Source organism: Providencia sp. 6390, assembly GCF_058148425.1.
Window position 1 is genome coordinate 160729 of record NZ_JBYVYL010000010.1, and the last position, 18250, is coordinate 178978.

Below are 18250 nucleotides of genomic sequence, written 5' to 3' on the forward strand. Positions count from 1 at the left end.
TGGTTTAAAGTTATTGATTTACTTGTGAAAATTATAATTTCATGAGTTTTTTGTAACGATGATTTTATAGAAGTCAAAATTTGATTTCCCCCTTATGAATAATTATATTACCCGTAGAATAGGCATTTAGATCTAGTTATAAAGCATTGTAAGTATATTTGAGATATTGATTACTTAGACGCTTTGGAGGCTATTGTGAGATATAAGCATAGTAACAAAAAAGTAGATTTAGAATTAAATAATAGAAGGACTAACGTTGCATTTGGTAGTGTATTAAGATTGTTGAGGAGAAAAAAGGGCATTACGGGCTTAGAATTGGCAAATTTACTTGATATTTCTCAGCAACAGGTATCTCGTTACGAGACAGGTATTTGTAATGTTAATGTTTATACGTTAGTGAGAATGTGTTCAATATTTGAAATTAGTATTCTACAGTTTATCCAATTGCTAGAAAAAATAATTGTTATATATTATCCAGAACTGATAGAGGAATGTGGTTATTCAATGGCTATTCCTGATGAAAACTATGATGTATTTAATAAGTATAATCAATTGGCCATTGATTCTGAGTTGGAAATAAAGAAGCATTTTGAATATTAGATATCAGCATATTCATTATACTTCAAGTTATAGGATTGTTGACTACCTTCTTTTATCACCTAACTTCAACTCGAATTATTTAGAGCGTAGAATGCTTGGATATGGATATTTAATTTGAATTTATATCTATTTTTTATTAAATAGCAATAATTTGCATTCGGCTAAATAGTGCTATTTGTTAGGTGTTAAAATTTTATTAGCATAGCCTAAACTGAGATTTAACTGACAATCGTTTGGGCTGCTGATACTGCGTTTTACATTACTTTTTTTATCCTCTATAGCTATTCAAGCAAACTTTATTTACACTGTTCTCTTCCAGTATGTTTCTTTATATATTCAGGCTAGTGCGATGAGCGTCGTTGCCTTTCCTTAATAAAGTGCTGTAACTGGAAGTGTTTAGAGCATGGGTTATCTTGTCCCATTACTGTGTATTCAGGTTGATAAACTTCTTTATACTCGTCATACTTCAAGTTGCAGGGCTTTTTGTTAAGACTTAAGGGACTACGCTACGCTCGCCGCGTTACATAGTTTATCTATGCTCCCCGACTATCTTCGTTTGTCGCCTACCTGCAACTCGCATTATTTAGAGTATATAACTGAATAATACTCAAATTTTAAATTAGATAAATGTAAGCATATGTTAAGTTACCGCCATAGTTTTCACGCAGGCAATCATGCAGATGTACTAAAACATACTGTTCAAAGCCTCATCATTGAATCTCTAAAAGAGAAAGAAAAACCTTTTCTATATGTTGATACTCATTCAGGTGCTGGTCGTTATCAATTAACGGGCGAACATGCAGAAAAAACAGGTGAGTATCTGCAAGGAATTGCGCGCATCTGGGAACAGCCCGATTTGCCAGAGGAACTGGCTCCCTACATGAATATTGTTCGCCAAATGAATGATAATGGGCGCTTACGTTATTACCCGGGCTCACCTCTTCTCGCAAAGTATTTATTGCGTGAACAAGACAAGTTAGCTCTAACTGAATTGCATCCTACCGACTACCCATTATTGCGGGCTGAATTCTCTCGCGATGAGCGTGCTCAAGTTTCTAAAGGTGATGGGTATCAACAGCTAAAAGCGAAGCTGCCACCTCCAACCCGCCGTGGGTTTATGTTAATGGATCCTCCTTATGAGTTGAAATCTGATTACGAGGCGGTCGTCAAAGGGGTTGTTGAAGGCTATAAGCGTTTCGCGACAGGAACTTATGCGATTTGGTATCCAGTGGTATTGCGCCAACAAGTTAAGCGCATGATCAGCCAATTAGAGGCCACAGGGATCCGCAAAATATTGCAAATTGAGCTAGCGGTACGCCCTGATAGCGATCAACGTGGTATGACGGCATCCGGTATGATTGTGATCAATCCACCATGGAAGCTTGAGCAGCAAATGAAAAATGTGCTGCCGTGGCTGCATAAAACGTTGGTTCCAGAAGGAACAGGACACACGTTAGTGGGCTGGATCGTACCTGAATAGGTGAAACCTATTGCATTAAAAGGAAATTCCTATCCATTGAAACTATTGTGCTTAGAAAGATAATTAGCATAATGGTAAGTATTAGCTTTTTAATTAATCAAAATGGGATAACCAAGTTATGAGCAAACATTACGACTATATTGCAATTGGTGGTGGTAGTGGCGGCATTGCTTCGATGAACCGAGCAGCGATGTATGGACAAAAGTGTGCCCTGATCGAAGCGAAAGCACTAGGTGGAACCTGTGTAAACGTAGGTTGCGTGCCGAAAAAAGTGATGTGGCATGCAGCACAGATTTCAGAAGCGATCCGTGCTTATGGCCCTGACTATGGTTTTGACGCGACAATTAACCGTTTTGATTGGAAAACTTTAATTGCGAGCCGCACTGCGTATATTGATCGCATTCACCAATCTTATGACCGCGTTTTAGGTAATAATAAAGTCGATGTGATCCACGGTTTTGCTCGTTTTGTTGACGCACATACCGTTGAAGTGGATGGCGAAATCTATACCGCTGATCATATCTTGATTGCAACAGGTGGCCGCCCTGTGATCCCTGCTATTCCTGGTGCAGAGTACGGTATAACATCGGATGGTTTCTTTGAACTGGAAGACCTGCCTAAACGTGTTGCTGTCGTCGGTGCTGGTTATATCGCTGTTGAACTCGCTGGGGTATTAAATGGCCTTGGTAGTGAAGCACACCTTTTTGTGCGTAAACATGCGCCACTTCGTTCATTTGATCCTCTGATTGTTGAGACGTTAGTGGAAGTCATGAACACTGAAGGGCCAACATTGCATACTGAATCAGTACCAAAAGAAGTGGTCAAAAATGCAGACGGTTCTCTGACTCTGAAGTTAGAAAATGGCAAAGAGCAAACGGTCGATGTACTGATTTGGGCAATTGGTCGTGAGCCAATGACAGATAACCTGAATATTGAAGCTACTGGTGTAGAGCTTAATAAAAAAGGTTATATCAAGGTAGATAAGTACCAAAATACTAATGTTGCAGGTGTTTATGCAGTCGGTGATAACACAGGCGCGGTTGAGTTAACGCCTGTTGCGGTTGCTGCGGGTCGCCGTTTGTCTGAGCGTTTATTTAATAATAAGCCGGATGAGCACTTAGACTACAGCAATATCCCAACCGTGGTATTCAGCCATCCACCAATTGGTACCGTAGGCTTGACTGAACCTGAAGCGATTGAAAAATACGGTGCAGATCAGGTCAAATGTTATAAATCATCATTTACTGCGATGTACACTGCGGTGACCTCTCATCGCCAGCCATGCCGCATGAAACTAGTGTGTGCAGGCGCAGATGAGAAGATTGTGGGTATTCACGGTATTGGTTTTGGTATGGATGAAATCCTACAAGGCTTTGCAGTTGCTCTGAAAATGGGGGCAACGAAGAAAGATTTCGACAATACAGTGGCCATCCACCCAACCGCAGCAGAAGAATTTGTCACGATGCGTTAATAGCGAATGGGCCCTGTGTTTTAGTAAAAGGCTGAGCTGACAAAGTTCAGCCTTTTATATTAATGCTAACAAACTGTATCATTGAGAAAAGGTGAGCCTATACTCGTTATACTTTAAGTGGCAGCGCCTTTTGTTAAGGTATAAGTGACTACATTCACTCGCACTAGTCACCTACTAATGTAGGCTCCTAGTGACTTACTCACTTATCGCCTAGCTGCACCTCGAATTATTTAGAGTATAGATTACAGACTTTTTTGCCACCAAGAGACAATATAGTCAGCGATGTGTTCAGGGTTATTAATATCCAACTGGGGCAACACGGTATCGATTATTTGATTGCTCGCAACGGCAATCACGTGTTGATCAAGTAATCCATCAAGTGGCTTACCAACTTCAGCTCTAAATAACGCGATCTTACTGATCGTTTCATGTTTAAACCCCTCCACCAAGATCAGATCGAGAGAATCTGCATCAAAACGGCTAGCAAGATATTGTAGATCTAACTCGGCATCGTTATTAGGGGTTTCCGTCATCAGCGCCCAACGTTTCTGGCTAGCGACAAGTGTTTGATCAGCACCCGCTTTACGTAATTCATAACTGTCCTTGCCCGGTTTATCGACATCCATATCGTGATGGGTATGTTTAACTAAACCGACACGAATGTTGCGCTGGCGCAGTAATGGGATCACTTTCTTTAATAGCGTTGTTTTACCTGTACCGCTGTACGCAGTGATACCGAGTAGGGGTAGAGATTTCTGGTTCATAATTATTTTTGTTGCAGCTCCCAGTTGAGACTATCTTCAGGTGTATTTAAATTGGCGAACGAGCCTAATTTTGGAGGAAAAACAACACATTTTGCTGCTATTTCCCGCATAAAGAACATTAGCTTACGTTCTCCTTGATCGAGGTACCTATCCAATTGTGGTGCTAATGAGCGATGAATTAAAGCAAAAGTAGGGTGGTCGCGCTCAGTATCATTTGCATAGCAAGCGAGGCTTTCGCCTTTATTTTCAAAGAATGTTACCGCAAGATCTAACGGAAATGCAGGCACATCACAAGGAACAAATAATAGCCACTCAGTTTTAGCTGCATGTAGTGCTGCTTGCATACCTGCGAGTGGCCCAGAAAAGTCCTCAGTGAGATCCGCAATTACCGGAAAGCCACTCTGTTGATAACGTTCTTGATTACGATTAGCATTGATCATTAATTGCCCTACTTGCGGCTCAAGGCGTTCGACTATGTGCTGGTAAAGTGGTTTGCCAAGTAAGGTTATTAAGCCTTTGTCTTGCCCGCCCATACGCCGACCTAAACCGCCTGCGAGGATCACACCGGTAATCGATTGTTGCATATTCAATATCTCTGAAGATCTTCAATAAAATGTTTCAACATACTCAAAAGCATATATTCGCTAAAATTTATTCCGTTTTCCTATAAATTCAAACAATATTTAGGCAGACTAAGGTTAAACTTTACGTAGCTTGACATCAATTCGCTTTTTTCTCTTGTATGATATCGAGTAATTTGGCCTAAATATTTGTAATGAAGGAATATACATGAAATGCCATCGCTTAAATGAAGTTATTGAGCTGATACATCCTGTATGGAAAGACAACTCAGATCTGAATCTTGTTGAACTACTGCAAAAACTTGCCGACGAAGCGGGTTTTAAAGGCTCGTTATCTGAGTTAACAGATGATGTACTGATTTATCACCTGAAAATGCGCGGTAAAGGAAGTGACGAAGCGATCCCCGGCCTGAAAAAAGATTATGAGGAAGACTTCAAGACGGCCTTATTACGCGCTCGCGGTATTATAAAAGACTAATGTGCAATGAATAACACGGAACAATCGCATTTTCATTTTAGCGAAATCTCTCCTGATTTGATCCTCGATGCACTGATGGAAGCTGGGATCTACCCTGAGTCAGGGCTAACTGAGCTAAATAGCTATGAGAATCGGGTTTATCAGTTTCAAGATGAAAACCGCAAACGCTTTGTGGTGAAATTTTATCGCCCTGAGCGTTGGAATCGTTCGCAAATCCAAGAAGAACACGATTTTACGCTTGAGTTACAAGATGCTGAATTACCTGTTGCTGCACCTCTAGAGTTTGCAGGGCAAACCGTATTGGAATTCGGCGGTTTTATGTTTGCCATTTTTCCGAGTATTGGCGGGCGTCAATATGAAGCGGATAATCTCTTCCAGCTGGAAGAGGTTGGGCGTTTATTAGGCCGTACTCATCAGATCGGCAAAAAAAGCACTTTTATGTTCCGCCCTACATTGGGGGTGACGGAATACCTTGATCAACCTCGCCAGCTCATGGCGCAAAGTGAGCTGATCGCCCCCAAGTGGAAAGAAAACTTTCTCGAATCACTGGATAAGTTAATCGTTCAAGTGAAACATGATTGGCCGGTTATTGTATCGCCACTGCGTTTACAGGGAGATTGCCATCCGGGGAATATCCTATGGCGTGATGAGGCTTGGTTGGTGGATTTTGACGATGCGCGCAATGGCCCAGCGGTACAAGATTTGTGGATGTTATTGAATGGCTCACGCCAAGAGCAGGTGATCCAGCTGGATACCTTGCTTGAAGCTTATAATGAATTCTGTGATTTTGATGTGAAAGAGCTCAAGCTAATTGAGCCACTAAGGGCGATGAGAATGGTTCATTATTTAGGATGGATTATTCGTCGCTGGCAAGATCCTGCTTTTCCAAGAGCGTTTTCATGGATCCAAGACGATGATTTTTGGCAAAGACAGTCTATTGAATTTGCTCAGCAGCTTGAACGGCTGCAAGAGCCACCTTTGCAGTTAGCCCCTCAATTTTAATAACTCAATGAGTTTTTTGGAGAATATAGTATATGAAAAAAATTATGTTGGCGTTAATTGGTATTGCTATGTCATTTGGGGCCGCAGCCGCAAATTATACAGAAGGCAAAGAGTACACTGAAATTAAACAACCGGTGCAAAACTTGCCGCAAGTTTTAGAGTTCTTCTCTTTTTATTGCCCGCATTGCTACCAATTTGAAAATGTGTACAAAGTCCCGCAAACAGTTGAGAAAAATCTGCCAGAAGGCGTGAAAATGGAACGTTATCACGTTGACTTCTTAGGCCCACTAGGCCCAAATTTGACTCAAGCGTGGGCGGTTGCAATGGTACTGAAAGTTGAAGACAAAGTAACTCCAGTTCTGTTTGAAGGTATCCAAAAAACTCAATCGATTAACACGCCAGCAGATATCCGTAATGCCTTCATTAAAGCAGGTATCAGTGGTGATGAGTACGATGCTGCATTGAATAGTTTTGTGGTGAAATCATTGGTCGCTAAGCAGCAAAATGCCGCTCAAGATCTCAAACTGCGCGGTGTACCAGCAATGTTTGTTGATGGTAAATACCAAGTTCGTAATAACGGCATTGCAGTCGAAAATGCAGCAGATTATGCGAAAGAGTTTTCTAACGTAGTTAACTATCTAATTAATAAAAAATAGCCTTCCCTTGTGGCGGTGCGGCTTGCCGCCACATTTCAATAGTTGTCACATCACGTAATCAATATCCACAATACAGCAGAAATATTTTTTTTGAGCAGGATCAAGGTCCATGTATCTAACTCATTGATTTTATTTTCTTGTTTAACTACTTGATCTTTTCTTAGTCATTGAATCTAAGCCAGAACACTGTTTTGCCCACAGAGTTATCCACAGGTTATCATGATGCCCAGTGACTGAGAAATGACAGTAAAACTGTGGTGACAGTGTCTTAGCTGATGAGTGGAGAGTGCAAACTCAACGTGTATCTCAGCGAACATTGTGGCATCCTATCGGCATTCATTCCTGACAAAAAAGATGATGACAGATTATGGCTCAGATAGCAGAAAATCCCCTTATATTGGTAGATGGTTCATCTTACCTATACCGTGCTTATCATGCATTCCCACCACTAACTAACAGTGCAGGTGAACCGACAGGAGCTATGTATGGTGTGCTCAATATGTTGCGTAGCTTGATTATGCAATATAAGCCAAGCCATGTGGCCGTCGTCTTTGATGCGAAAGGAAAAACATTTCGTGATGAACTGTTTGAAAGCTATAAATCACATCGTCCACCAATGCCTGATGATTTACGTGAACAAATCGCACCATTACATGAAATGGTCGAAGCGATGGGGTTACCACTTTTAGTGGTTTCAGGCGTTGAGGCTGATGATGTTATTGGTACACTAGCGAGACAAGCGAGCCAAAAAGGTATCCCAGTCCTGATTAGTACAGGCGATAAAGATATGGCACAGCTGGTGGAGCCGAATATCACGCTGATCAATACCATGACTAATACGATCCTTGGTCCTCAAGAAGTTGAAGACAAATATGGCGTACCACCTGAATTGATCATCGATTTTCTTGCTTTGATGGGAGATTCATCCGATAACATCCCTGGTGTACCAGGAGTCGGTGAAAAAACGGCGCTTGCCTTACTGCAAGGGATTGGTAGCTTAGAGAAGATTTATAACTCTTTAGACGATATCGCACCGCTTGGTTTCAGAGGGTCTAAAACATTAGCGCCAAAAATGGAAGAAAACCGTGAACTGGCATTTCTTTCATATCAGCTCGCTACCATCAAAACGGATGTGGAGCTAGAAAAAACCTGTGAAGAGCTCTCTGTATCAGAACCTGATGCTGATAAGTTGCACCAATTATTTAGCCGTTACGAATTCAAACGTTGGTTGGCTGATGTTGAAAACGGTACATGGATGGATGCTAAAAATGGTAAAAGTTCAGCACCAACCGCCACTAAGTTCGAAAAGAAAATTGAAGTTGTTGTTGCTGCACCAACACTCAGCGCAGAAAATTACCAGACCATTTTAGAACAGGCTGATTTAGATCGTTGGGTTGAAAAACTCACCTCTGCACCATTGTTTGCATTTGATACTGAAACCGATAGCTTAGATACTCAAGAAGCGCGTCTAGTGGGGATGTCATTTGCCATTGAAGCGGGAAGAGCGGCTTACTTACCTTTAGGGCACGACTATCTTGATGCGCCTGTTCAACTGCCATTAGATGATGTTCTGGCAGTGATGAAGCCGATATTAGAAAATGAAAATATATTAAAAGTTGGGCAGAACTTAAAGTATGACGCTGAAGTGTTGCTTAACTATGGCATTGAGCTAAAAGGCATCGAATTCGACACCATGCTCGAATCTTATGTACTGAATAGTGTGGCTGGTATGGGGCGCCATGATATGGATAGCTTGGCTGAACGCCATCTCAACCATAAAACAGTGTCCTTCGAAGAAATTGCAGGAAAAGGCAAAAAGCAACTGACCTTCAATCAAATCGCTCTTGAACAAGCCGCCAATTATGCAGCAGAAGATGCCGATGTGACTTTGTTATTGCATCAAGCGCTGTATCCACAGCTTGAAGCTGAACCTAAGCTGAATAAAGTCTTCCGTGAGATTGAAATGCCATTAGTGCCTGTTTTAGTGCGAATGGAGCGAACTGGTGTATTAATTGATGCGAATGTTTTAGCCGCTCAATCAAAACAAATTACCGCTCGTTTAGCAGAACTCGAGAAAGAAGCATTTGAATTAGCGGGTGAAGAATTTAACTTAGCTTCACCAAAACAATTGCAAACTATTTTATTTGAAAAGCTGCAACTCCCTATTATCAAAAAAACGCCTAGCGGTGCTGCATCAACCAATGAAGAAGTGCTTGAAGAGTTGGCGATGGAACATGCATTACCTAAATTATTGCTTGAGCACCGTAGTTTGGCAAAGTTGAAATCAACCTATACGGATAAACTGCCGTTGATGATCAGCCCGAAAACTCAACGGGTACATACTTCTTATCATCAAGCGGTGACCGCGACAGGCCGATTATCATCACGTGATCCTAACTTACAAAACATTCCAGTAAGAACGGAAGAAGGGCGTCGCATCCGCCAAGCATTTATTGCACGTAAAGGCTATAAAGTGGTTGCGGCCGATTATTCGCAAATCGAATTGCGTATTATGGCTCACCTATCACAAGATAAAGGGTTATTAACTGCATTTGCGGAAGGCAAAGATATTCACCGTGCGACGGCTTCAGAGGTATTTGGTGTACCGCTGGAGCAAGTAACTAGTGATCAACGCCGTAGCGCTAAAGCGATTAACTTTGGCTTGATTTATGGAATGAGTGCATTTGGCTTGGCACGTCAGTTAGGGATCCCTCGTGGTGAAGCGCAACGTTATATGGATCTCTATTTTGAACGCTATCCAGGTGTTTTACGTTATATGGAAAACACGCGCCATCAAGCATCTGAGCAAGGCTATGTTGAGACATTAGAAGGGCGCCGCCTGTACCTTGCTGATATTAAATCAAGTAACGGTATGCGCCGTAAAGCCGCTGAGCGTGAGGCGATCAACGCGCCAATGCAAGGAACAGCAGCAGATATTATCAAAAAGGCAATGATTGCTGTTGATAGTTGGCTGCGAGCAGAGAAACCGGAAGCTGACATGTTGATGCAAGTTCACGATGAATTAGTGTTTGAAATCAAAGAAACTGAGCTGGATAAGGTGATAGAAAAAGTGCGTGAATTGATGGAACAAAGCATGCAGCTTGATGTACCGTTGAAAGTGGATGTTGGCGTGGGTGATAATTGGGATGAAGCTCACTAGATAGAACCTGATCTGAGTCGGATAATTATTTATTCGACTCAGATTTATTTGTTTATACTATTTACTGTGAAAATGTATATTATTCTATTAATACTAATATATAACTAAGTACAGATGAATATTTGGATGTTCTTTCATTAGCTATAATTTTCATTTGAGTATTCGGTTCAATGACTCCAGACCAAGATGATATGTTGATTAAAGTAACCCCATATTGATTATAACGTGTATCAACTTCAGCAATTGCAACTTGCTTTCCATTAATATCTAGACTGTGATGGGCTTTTGTTTTTTGCCCTGCACTAGATGCCATCAATTTTGGAATGGTTATTTTCTTTCTTTGTGGTGAAGGAGAAATGATCAATTCTTCTCCATTTTTAATGCAATACATTTCATTTACTTTCACTGTTTATTTACTTGATCTCACTTTTTATTTTAAAAGCAATGATGACATAGAAAATTAAGAACTATAAAAATGAAATTTATCAAGTTTTAATTAAAATCAATTATTCAATATTTGATAATTAAAATAATAATTATTGCATTGTTGGTTAATGGATTGATATTTCATTGCCTAGCATCTTATTGATACGTTGAATGCTATTTTCGTTTAAGGAACCTTGTAAATATTCCATTCTTAACTGGTTGATAAGATAATCATATTGGGAGTTCGACAAATTTTGTTTTGACTGATAAAGGGCGGAAGTTGCAGATAGCACATCGACAATAGTGCGCGTTCCTACTTGATAACCAGCTTCTGTGGCATCTAATGAGCTTTGTGTCGAAATAATTAGTTGCTTATAGGCATTAATGCTACTTATTGATGACAATATATTATTGTATGAAGAGTTAACTAGCTGAGTGACTTTTCGGTTATCGCTTTCAAGTTGATCTGTTTCAGCCTGAAAACCATACTGAGCCTGCTTAACTTGAGAATTAACTGCATTACCTTGATAGATTGGTAAATTTAACGAGAGGGCAGCATTGTTTTTCCCTGAATGGTTATTTATTTTATGCGGATTTTCGATATCATTCTTATCTAGCCGAGTGTTGTTGATGGTTGTAGAGGTATCTAAAGTGACTATAGGTAAATGCCCACTTTTGGCGAGGGATATTTTATCGTTTGATATTTCTTGTGTAAGGCGAGATTTTAATAAAGTAAGATTTTTAATTCGAGCATTTTCAAGTAAAAATGTGATGTTATCTGGTTTAGTGATTTGTAACTTATTAATATTGAGTTTTGCTAATCGAGTATATTGTACTCCACTGATTTTTCTTAATATTTCAACTGAATTTTTCAATTCGTTATATCCTAGAACCTCTTGAGCAATGATACTGTCATAGTTAGCTCTCGCATTTTGTACATCAGTGATGGTCGTTAGCCCTACATTAAAACGTTGTGTCGTTTGATCTAATTGATGATAAACGGCGAGTTTATGGGCTTTTATGTAAGTGAGGGCATCAATAGATTTTAATATATTAAAGTAAGAGATGGCCGTTTCTAAAATAAGATCTTGTTGGCTTACTTGATAGTTAATATCTGAAATAGCAGCTTGTTTTTCTTGAATAGATAATGACTGCCACTTAGTTCTATCAATGATAGATTGTGTCATCTGTAGGGATAGTTCGGCATTTTTAATATTTTTATTGTCATCGGATCCATCATTGTTTTTATAGTTTGAATTAGCTATTAATTTTAATTGAGGAAGTAATAGACTGCGCTCTTCATCTATTTTTTTATAGGCTTGATAGCGTTCGTTTTCTATTTTTTTTAGTGATGGGTTGCTATCTTTTGTTATTTTATAAATTTGAAATAAATCCTCTGCGTGACAATTGTTATTTATAATTAATGAACTCAATAAAATAAATGGAATTATTATTTTTTTCATTGTTAATCACTCCCGATTAAATGTTTAGCAGGTTAGCTTAAATGTTTTTTTAAGAATGAAAGTATTTTTACACTATAGCGAATTTATTAAATTGTAAATATAAAAATAGTATTTTGAGGTTGGGAATAATATTAATGTTTATACTCTAAATAATTCGAGGTGCGGCTAGGCGACAAGTCAATGAGTCCGCAAGAGCATGATAATTATGTGAGTGGTGCGAGTGAGCGTAGTCACTTATACCTTAACGAAAGGCGCTGCCACTTAAAGTATGACGAGTATATATTACGATTTTTGGGGGACAGCCTTAATTAATTGAAATACCTTGATGATTATGTCTGGTTTGCAGCTTAAAGAGCAAAGCAAACAACTGCTTATAGCTAAAAAGCGGTTCAATCATTACTGATTGTGAACCAATCGCCAAGAAAATATAATCTACAACCCATGTATACACTGTGGGGAATTTCCTCGCCCCTAAGAACGATTGCCGTCTTAGTATTATCTACATCAATATAATTTCCTATTTGTTTATGGTTGCTCATAGGAACCCCCCCATGAAGAAAACATTTTCTGCAACGGCATTTGATGGCCAAGTTGTGTTAGTCACTGGTGGTGCTCAAGGTATTGGTTTGGCGATTGTTGAGGCTTTTGCTGAATTAGGTGCTTTGGTGATTATGGCGGATTTACAGCTGAAAAAGGCACAACAAGCTGCGGCTTCATTGATCGAACAAGGCTATAAAGTCTATGCAGAAAGTTGCGATTGTTCGGTACAACAGCAAATCAGCACATTAGTAGAAAAAATAGAACACCAATATCATCGATTAGATATTGTGGTACACAATGCCGCCTATTTCCCTCTGACTGAATTTATGCAGATTGATGAACCATTATTACAGCGAACATTGAGTGTTAATTTAATGGCTCCGTTTTATTTAACCCAAGCTGCTCAGCCTTTAATGAAAAAGCAGGGAGGAGGGCGTATTTTGGTTACCTCTTCAGTGACGGGGCCGAAAGTTGTTTACCCAGGGTTAGCGCATTATGCGGCCTCTAAAGCAGGGGTAAATGGTTTTATCAAGGCTGCTGCACTCGAACTTGCGCCTTTAGGGATCACGGTTAATGGCGTTGAACCGGGTATGATCCGTACACCAGCCATGGCAAATTTAGGCGATGAGCAACTTAATCAAAGTATTGCGCATCATGTACCATTAGGGCGTTTAGGTGAAGGCGAAGATATTGCGGCAGCGATGGTTTTCTTAGCATCACCAGCGGCGAGTTATATCACAGGGCAAACCATTGTTGTGGATGGTGGGGCTTTGTTACCTGAGACAGCTATGTAATCAGCCGTTATTTATATGACTATTTCTTGCAAGCATTGCGATGTGAAAGGCACTTTTATCTTTGCTTGCGATAAAACTGTCATAATTTCTCGTTATCATTATTGTTAATGCAATCTTTTATCAATGTATTTTTATTCAAATTATGAATAAAAGTTCGATTTTTACCCAATTTAAGATAGTTATACTTATCGAGTCAAAAAATTTACATTACATACTAATGCGACATGGCTCTCATAAATATGTAATAAAAATACGTTTCTTGGTGAGAAAATCGATATTTTATTCGCTGAATCGTAGTAAGCATTGAAAAAAAATTACATAAAAGCTTTTTTTTGTGCAAAGAATCAAGTAAAGTATACGGCGTAGGGTACAGAGGTAAGATGTTCTATCTTTCAGACCTTTTACTTCACGTAATCGGATTTAGCTGAATATTAGCTGCTCCAGTCAAAATTTTGACTGGAGCATTTTTTTATCTAAAATTCGTGATTTTCAAGGTAAATTTGCCGTTGTGCGCCAATTGACGCACAAGGAAAGAAATTGAAATTAAACTTGCGTGCTATACCAGCTATCCAGTTTGATACGTAATTTATCAATACCAATCTTTTTCAGTGCAGAAAAGTATTCAACTTCAACATCTCCGCCCAACGGCTCAAGAGTCTGTCGAACGTCCATTAGCTGTTTTTTTCTGGCGCCAGAGGCAAGTTTATCGGCTTTAGTGAGTAGCACTAAAACTGGAACCTCCATCGCGATAGACCATTCGATCATTTGCATATCCAGATCTTTCAACGGATGGCGGATATCCATCAGTACGACCAGTCCTTTGATACATTCCCTTTTTTGTAGGTACTCACCAAGTGCTTTTTGCCATTTACGCTTCATTTCTTCGGGAACTTCTGCGTAGCCATAACCTGGCAAGTCAACTAAACGGATCCCTTCTTCAACCTCAAATAGATTGATGAGCTGTGTGCGTCCAGGGGTTTTACTGGTACGAGCTAAACTTTTTTGTTGGGTAAGCGCATTTAGTGCACTAGATTTACCTGCATTGGAGCGGCCTGCAAAGGCAACTTCTATACCTGTATCTTTGGGTAGATGACGGATATCGGGTGCACTGATGACAAATTTTGCCATGTGATAATTATGATTTTTAATTGCCATTGGTTGTTCTCCCTGAGTTTACCTTTTGAGGCTCAGGGATTATAGCCATAGGTGGCAGACAAACAAAGCTAAAATGGTCATGTCTTTTTGACTTGAGTGATGTTCACCATTTCAACTTATTTAAAATATAAAGCAGTGAGTATTTGTAGAAATTGGACTATATTTGGCGATAGATAGATGATTTGGCGTAAATAAAGGTAAATGTTCAGCAATATAGTTAGCTTCGCTCTAGAATCGATGCATGTATTATTCAACAGATAATAAATAGTGGAATTGTTGGCTAGTTATTGATGAATAATTGTTTTCGACGGCTTATCTTTGCTGTACAGCAGGTTATTTAGCCATATTCACCGTGAACGATTGCTCAATATGGGCTGGGATCTAGAACGTTGAAGCAGAGGGCTTCGTGTTTTATAGTACAAGCAATACGGCGGATACGTCGTGACTGCCCATCTAGGCTGTATCAGACTGGGGAATACCAGCAGCGGCTTAGAAAGTGGGAAGCTTCACACCGAAAGGTGGGGGAGCAATCACAGTATAATTAAGTCATTAGCATTAGCTATAGCGAAAGGGATCTTGAATGTTAAAACGAATTTTTGTGCCTTTACTGGCAGTCTGTGCTATCAGCGCATCTTCTCTTGCACTCGCAGCGGGTGAAACTTACGTGAAGTTAGTTACTTCGATGGGCAATATCGAATTAGAATTGAATGATAAAAAAGCACCAGTAACGACGGAAAACTTTCTTCAATATGTTAATGAAGGTTATTACAACGGAACCACCTTCCACCGTGTTATTCCTGGTTTTATGATCCAAGGCGGTGGTTTTAACAAAGATCTTCAGCAAAAACAGACTCGTGCCCCAATTAAAAATGAAGCTGACAACGGCTTACGTAACCTGCGTGGAACGATTTCTATGGCGCGTACCGCGAATAAAGACAGTGCAACCAGCCAGTTTTTTATTAACGTTGCCGATAATGCTTTCTTAGATCATGGCCAACGTGACTTTGGTTATGCCGTTTTTGGTAAGGTTGTAAAAGGCATGGACGTTGTGGATAAAATATCTAAAGTGAAAACAGAAAACGTCGGCCCATATCAAAACGTACCGGTTGAACCTATTTCAATTATTTCAGCTGAAGTAATCAAAAAGCCATAGTCTTTGATGAGTGGGTAGACTGCTTGTGTTTACTCACTCACCTCTCTTTTATCTATCACAGCCCCCTTCGTGTTGTTGCCTAAATTTAATTTTGTGATCTTGCTCACTGAGCAATTTGAAAATAACCCATTTTACATTTTTCAGAGAGATTTCGTTGTAAGTCTATTTGATAGAGCGAATACTGGTTTGTAATAAGCAGTTAGGTTAATAAAGCGTGAATGAAAAGAAAGATATACCTTTCATTTCAGCGGCAAATGAAAGCATTTTAGGGATAATTTGCTCAGAAAGTGAAATTTAACAAAGGTCACATTTCTCTTTAACTGACTTTGTTTTAATTAAAAACAAGCAGCGGTGGTGTGGACAGCGATAATAAGGGAATGAATACGATGAGTATGGATACAGTAAAAAGACGTGAATGTATTATGGATATACTGTGTCATAAAGGCAGCGTTCGTGTCGATGTATTGAGTAAGCAGTTCAGTGTGTCGAGTGTCACAATCTGTAATGACCTGCGTTATCTCGAAAAGAAAGGCTGTGCCTTGCGTTCTTACGGTGGTGCGATGGTAAATCATAAGTTTGCTTTTGATAGGCCATTACAAGTGAAGGGGAGAATGGATCGAGACATTAAAATCCGTATCGCACAAAAAGCGGCTGAATTTGTGAAGGATGGTGATGCATTATTGATTGATTCGGGCTCAACAACCGCAGAAATTGTTCCTTTTTTAAAACCTCGCCGTGATTTGGTTGTCATGACGAATGCGCTCAATATTGCTTATGAGTTAGTCGATTTTGACAATATCAAGGTTATGCTTCTTGGGGGCAAGGTTCGGAAAGATTCTTATTCAATAGATGGTTCGATTGCGGAAAAACAATTATTACAATATCGTTTCGATACATTATTTCTTGGCGTCGATGGTTTTGATCTTGATTCTGGAATTATGACTCCAAATAGTGGTGAAGCTAATCTTAATCGTGTTATGTGTGAAGTTGCCCATCAAATTATTGTTGTTGCCGATGGTTCTAAGTTTGGTCGAAAAAGTCTTTGTTTTATACGTAAAGCAACTAATATACACCGCCTTATTACAGATTGCCGTATTCCATCTCATTATTATCAATCTTTAACCTCAGTAGGTGTAGATGTCATCGTTGTTGATGAATAAAAAATCAATTTTAATTTACTTACAAGGTTCTTTATATGAAGAGCGAAATAAATGCAATTAAAACCATGTGTTCTGATATGAAAGATAAATTCTCTAATTATTTTAATTGGGATGATGTTGATATTGAGTATGTAAGAATTGATGTTAAAAGAGGAAAGATAAATATTCTATCTAATAATTATAATTGGGTTGTTACTTTATGTGAAAATGATTTTGGACTGACGTTTAAGGAAAGAATAACTCTTGGTGTTAAATGTTGGAGCGATTACCCTGAGTTTTATAAAAAAATGATAAGTAAATTGTATAGGGATAAAATAGATATTTGTATTAAATATGGCGATGTGTATGAAATATTTTCTATAGGTTATGTGAATAAACTTCCAATAGGAAGTATAATGACGCTGTATACGTGTAAGCCTATCATTGCAGACTATGCATTCATAATATGGAATAAGAATAAAAAAACCACATTTAATATTAAAACAGATACTTTTATAAATTCTGGCAGATCTCAAAAAGACAATGTATTAGTACCTAGCCTACTAAGTATTCATGGGTATATGCGGTTTGGTGACGTTCGTTTAACGCGTAAGGAAATCATCACAATTAAACTTTTGTTATCACAATATAAATTAAAAGAAATTAGTGCTTATCATGGATGTTCTTTAATATCTGAACAGAAATGTATTCAACGTATAAAAGAAAAATTAGGTTGCTCATTTACATCAGCTAGTGGTTTATTTCATATATTAAAAACAAAAGGAATAACTTCTGCTTATTTAGATGAGCTAATTGGTTAATATAATAATCTTTAATAAGCAGCTAAAGATAGCTAAATTGTTGATAGAATATCCAAATCATAATAGGAGAAATCATGTCAATCCCAAATATATTGATGACTCGTATTGATAACCGATTGATCCATGGGCAAGTTGGTGTGACATGGACAAATTCTATCGGTGCTAACTTAGTTGTTGTCGCTAATGATGAGGTAGCGGCCGATCCTGTGGCTCAAGCACTAATGGATATGGTGGTTTCTGATGGCGTACAAACTCGCTATTTTACATTGCAAAAAACCATAGATGTGATCCATAAAGCGGCTGAACGACAGAAAATTTTTATCGTTTGTAAAAGCCCAAAAGATGTCCTCACTCTAGTGAAAGGTGGGGTTCCCATTAAATTTGTCAATATTGGCAATATGCATTTTGTTGAAGGAAAAAAACAAATTCATAAAACGGTCTCTGTAGATGATATCGATATTAATGTGTTCTGCGAATTAGAAACACTAGGGATCAATTGTGAAATTCGCCGTGTGCCTGATGAAACAGGTATTGATGTTTTAAAGCTAATTAAACAAGGACGTTAGT

18 protein-coding genes are annotated in these 18250 nt (G+C 39.0%); 13 read left to right on the top strand and 5 right to left on the bottom strand.

Going from position 1 to position 18250, the window contains the following annotated elements; translation table 11 throughout:
• Positions 1-195: 195 nt before the first annotated feature.
• From AC3Z9T_RS18705 to gorA, 3 genes are all read left to right on the top strand, one after another.
• Positions 196-600: a helix-turn-helix domain-containing protein gene (locus AC3Z9T_RS18705; RefSeq protein ID WP_490127600.1), complete on the top strand. Its 405-nt coding sequence runs from the start codon at positions 196-198 to the stop codon at positions 598-600.
• 637 nt (positions 601-1237) lie between these two features.
• The gene (locus AC3Z9T_RS18710; RefSeq protein ID WP_490127601.1) at positions 1238-2080 is read left to right on the top strand and encodes a 23S rRNA (adenine(2030)-N(6))-methyltransferase RlmJ; all 843 of its coding nucleotides are present in this window, start codon (positions 1238-1240) and stop codon (positions 2078-2080) included.
• A gap of 118 nt (positions 2081-2198) precedes the next feature.
• The gene (gorA, locus tag AC3Z9T_RS18715) at positions 2199-3551 is read left to right on the top strand and encodes a glutathione-disulfide reductase (RefSeq protein ID WP_490127602.1); all 1353 of its coding nucleotides are present in this window, start codon (positions 2199-2201) and stop codon (positions 3549-3551) included.
• A 242-nt stretch (positions 3552-3793) separates the two neighbouring features.
• Here the strand turns inward: gorA and mobB are convergent, their stop codons facing one another.
• Both mobB and mobA read right to left on the bottom strand, forming a co-directional pair.
• The gene (mobB, locus tag AC3Z9T_RS18720) at positions 3794-4315 is read right to left on the bottom strand and encodes a molybdopterin-guanine dinucleotide biosynthesis protein MobB (protein WP_490127603.1); all 522 of its coding nucleotides are present in this window, start codon (positions 4313-4315) and stop codon (positions 3794-3796) included.
• A 2-nt stretch (positions 4316-4317) separates the two neighbouring features.
• Positions 4318-4899, bottom strand: a complete 582-nt coding sequence (gene mobA / locus AC3Z9T_RS18725; RefSeq protein WP_490127604.1) for a molybdenum cofactor guanylyltransferase MobA — start codon at positions 4897-4899, stop codon at positions 4318-4320.
• A gap of 205 nt (positions 4900-5104) precedes the next feature.
• Between mobA and AC3Z9T_RS18730 the strand changes: the two genes are divergently transcribed.
• From AC3Z9T_RS18730 to polA, 4 genes are all read left to right on the top strand, one after another.
• On the top strand, positions 5105-5374 hold the full coding sequence (locus AC3Z9T_RS18730) for a YihD family protein (RefSeq protein WP_490127605.1): 270 nt from the start codon (positions 5105-5107) through the stop codon (positions 5372-5374).
• 6 nt (positions 5375-5380) lie between these two features.
• Positions 5381-6376 (top strand): serine/threonine protein kinase, encoded by a 996-nt coding sequence (locus AC3Z9T_RS18735; protein WP_490127606.1) that lies wholly within the window; start codon positions 5381-5383, stop codon positions 6374-6376.
• 32 nt (positions 6377-6408) lie between these two features.
• The gene (gene dsbA / locus AC3Z9T_RS18740; RefSeq protein ID WP_490127607.1) at positions 6409-7032 is read left to right on the top strand and encodes a thiol:disulfide interchange protein DsbA; all 624 of its coding nucleotides are present in this window, start codon (positions 6409-6411) and stop codon (positions 7030-7032) included.
• Positions 7033-7399: 367 nt separating this feature from the next.
• Positions 7400-10192 carry a DNA polymerase I gene (gene polA / locus AC3Z9T_RS18745; RefSeq protein WP_490127608.1) on the top strand — a complete coding sequence of 931 codons (2793 nt, stop codon included), beginning with the start codon at positions 7400-7402 and terminating at the stop codon, positions 10190-10192.
• 79 nt (positions 10193-10271) lie between these two features.
• On the opposite strand, the gene AC3Z9T_RS18750 is transcribed toward polA, so the two are convergent.
• Positions 10272-10598 carry a hypothetical protein gene (locus tag AC3Z9T_RS18750; RefSeq protein ID WP_490127609.1) on the bottom strand — a complete coding sequence of 109 codons (327 nt, stop codon included), beginning with the start codon at positions 10596-10598 and terminating at the stop codon, positions 10272-10274.
• A gap of 145 nt (positions 10599-10743) precedes the next feature.
• Entirely contained in the window at positions 10744-12081 is a 1338-nt protein-coding gene (gene tolC, locus AC3Z9T_RS18755; RefSeq protein WP_490127610.1) for an outer membrane channel protein TolC, read from the bottom strand.
• Positions 12082-12632: 551 nt separating this feature from the next.
• Here tolC and AC3Z9T_RS18760 point away from each other — a divergent pair.
• Entirely contained in the window at positions 12633-13415 is a 783-nt protein-coding gene (locus AC3Z9T_RS18760; protein WP_490127611.1) for an SDR family oxidoreductase, read from the top strand.
• Positions 13416-13795: 380 nt separating this feature from the next.
• A complete protein-coding gene (spfP, locus tag AC3Z9T_RS18765; protein WP_438361642.1) occupies positions 13796-13843 on the top strand; it encodes a small protein SpfP in 48 nt (15 codons plus the stop codon).
• 115 nt (positions 13844-13958) lie between these two features.
• Here spfP and yihA read toward each other — a convergent pair whose 3' ends face one another.
• On the bottom strand, positions 13959-14570 hold the full coding sequence (yihA, locus tag AC3Z9T_RS18770; protein WP_490127612.1) for a ribosome biogenesis GTP-binding protein YihA/YsxC: 612 nt from the start codon (positions 14568-14570) through the stop codon (positions 13959-13961).
• Between the two features lie 580 nt (positions 14571-15150).
• Between yihA and ppiA the strand changes: the two genes are divergently transcribed.
• The 4 genes from ppiA (at position 15151) to agaV (ending at position 18249) form a co-directional block, all read left to right on the top strand.
• Positions 15151-15723 (top strand): peptidylprolyl isomerase A, encoded by a 573-nt coding sequence (gene ppiA, locus AC3Z9T_RS18775; protein ID WP_140179621.1) that lies wholly within the window; start codon positions 15151-15153, stop codon positions 15721-15723.
• Positions 15724-16109: 386 nt separating this feature from the next.
• Positions 16110-16883: a transcriptional repressor AgaR gene (gene agaR / locus AC3Z9T_RS18780; RefSeq protein ID WP_490127613.1), complete on the top strand. Its 774-nt coding sequence runs from the start codon at positions 16110-16112 to the stop codon at positions 16881-16883.
• A 35-nt stretch (positions 16884-16918) separates the two neighbouring features.
• Positions 16919-17683, top strand: a complete 765-nt coding sequence (locus tag AC3Z9T_RS18785) for a hypothetical protein (protein WP_490127614.1) — start codon at positions 16919-16921, stop codon at positions 17681-17683.
• A gap of 74 nt (positions 17684-17757) precedes the next feature.
• The gene (gene agaV, locus AC3Z9T_RS18790; protein ID WP_490127615.1) at positions 17758-18249 is read left to right on the top strand and encodes a PTS N-acetylgalactosamine transporter subunit IIB; all 492 of its coding nucleotides are present in this window, start codon (positions 17758-17760) and stop codon (positions 18247-18249) included.
• Position 18250: the final 1 nt, after the last annotated feature.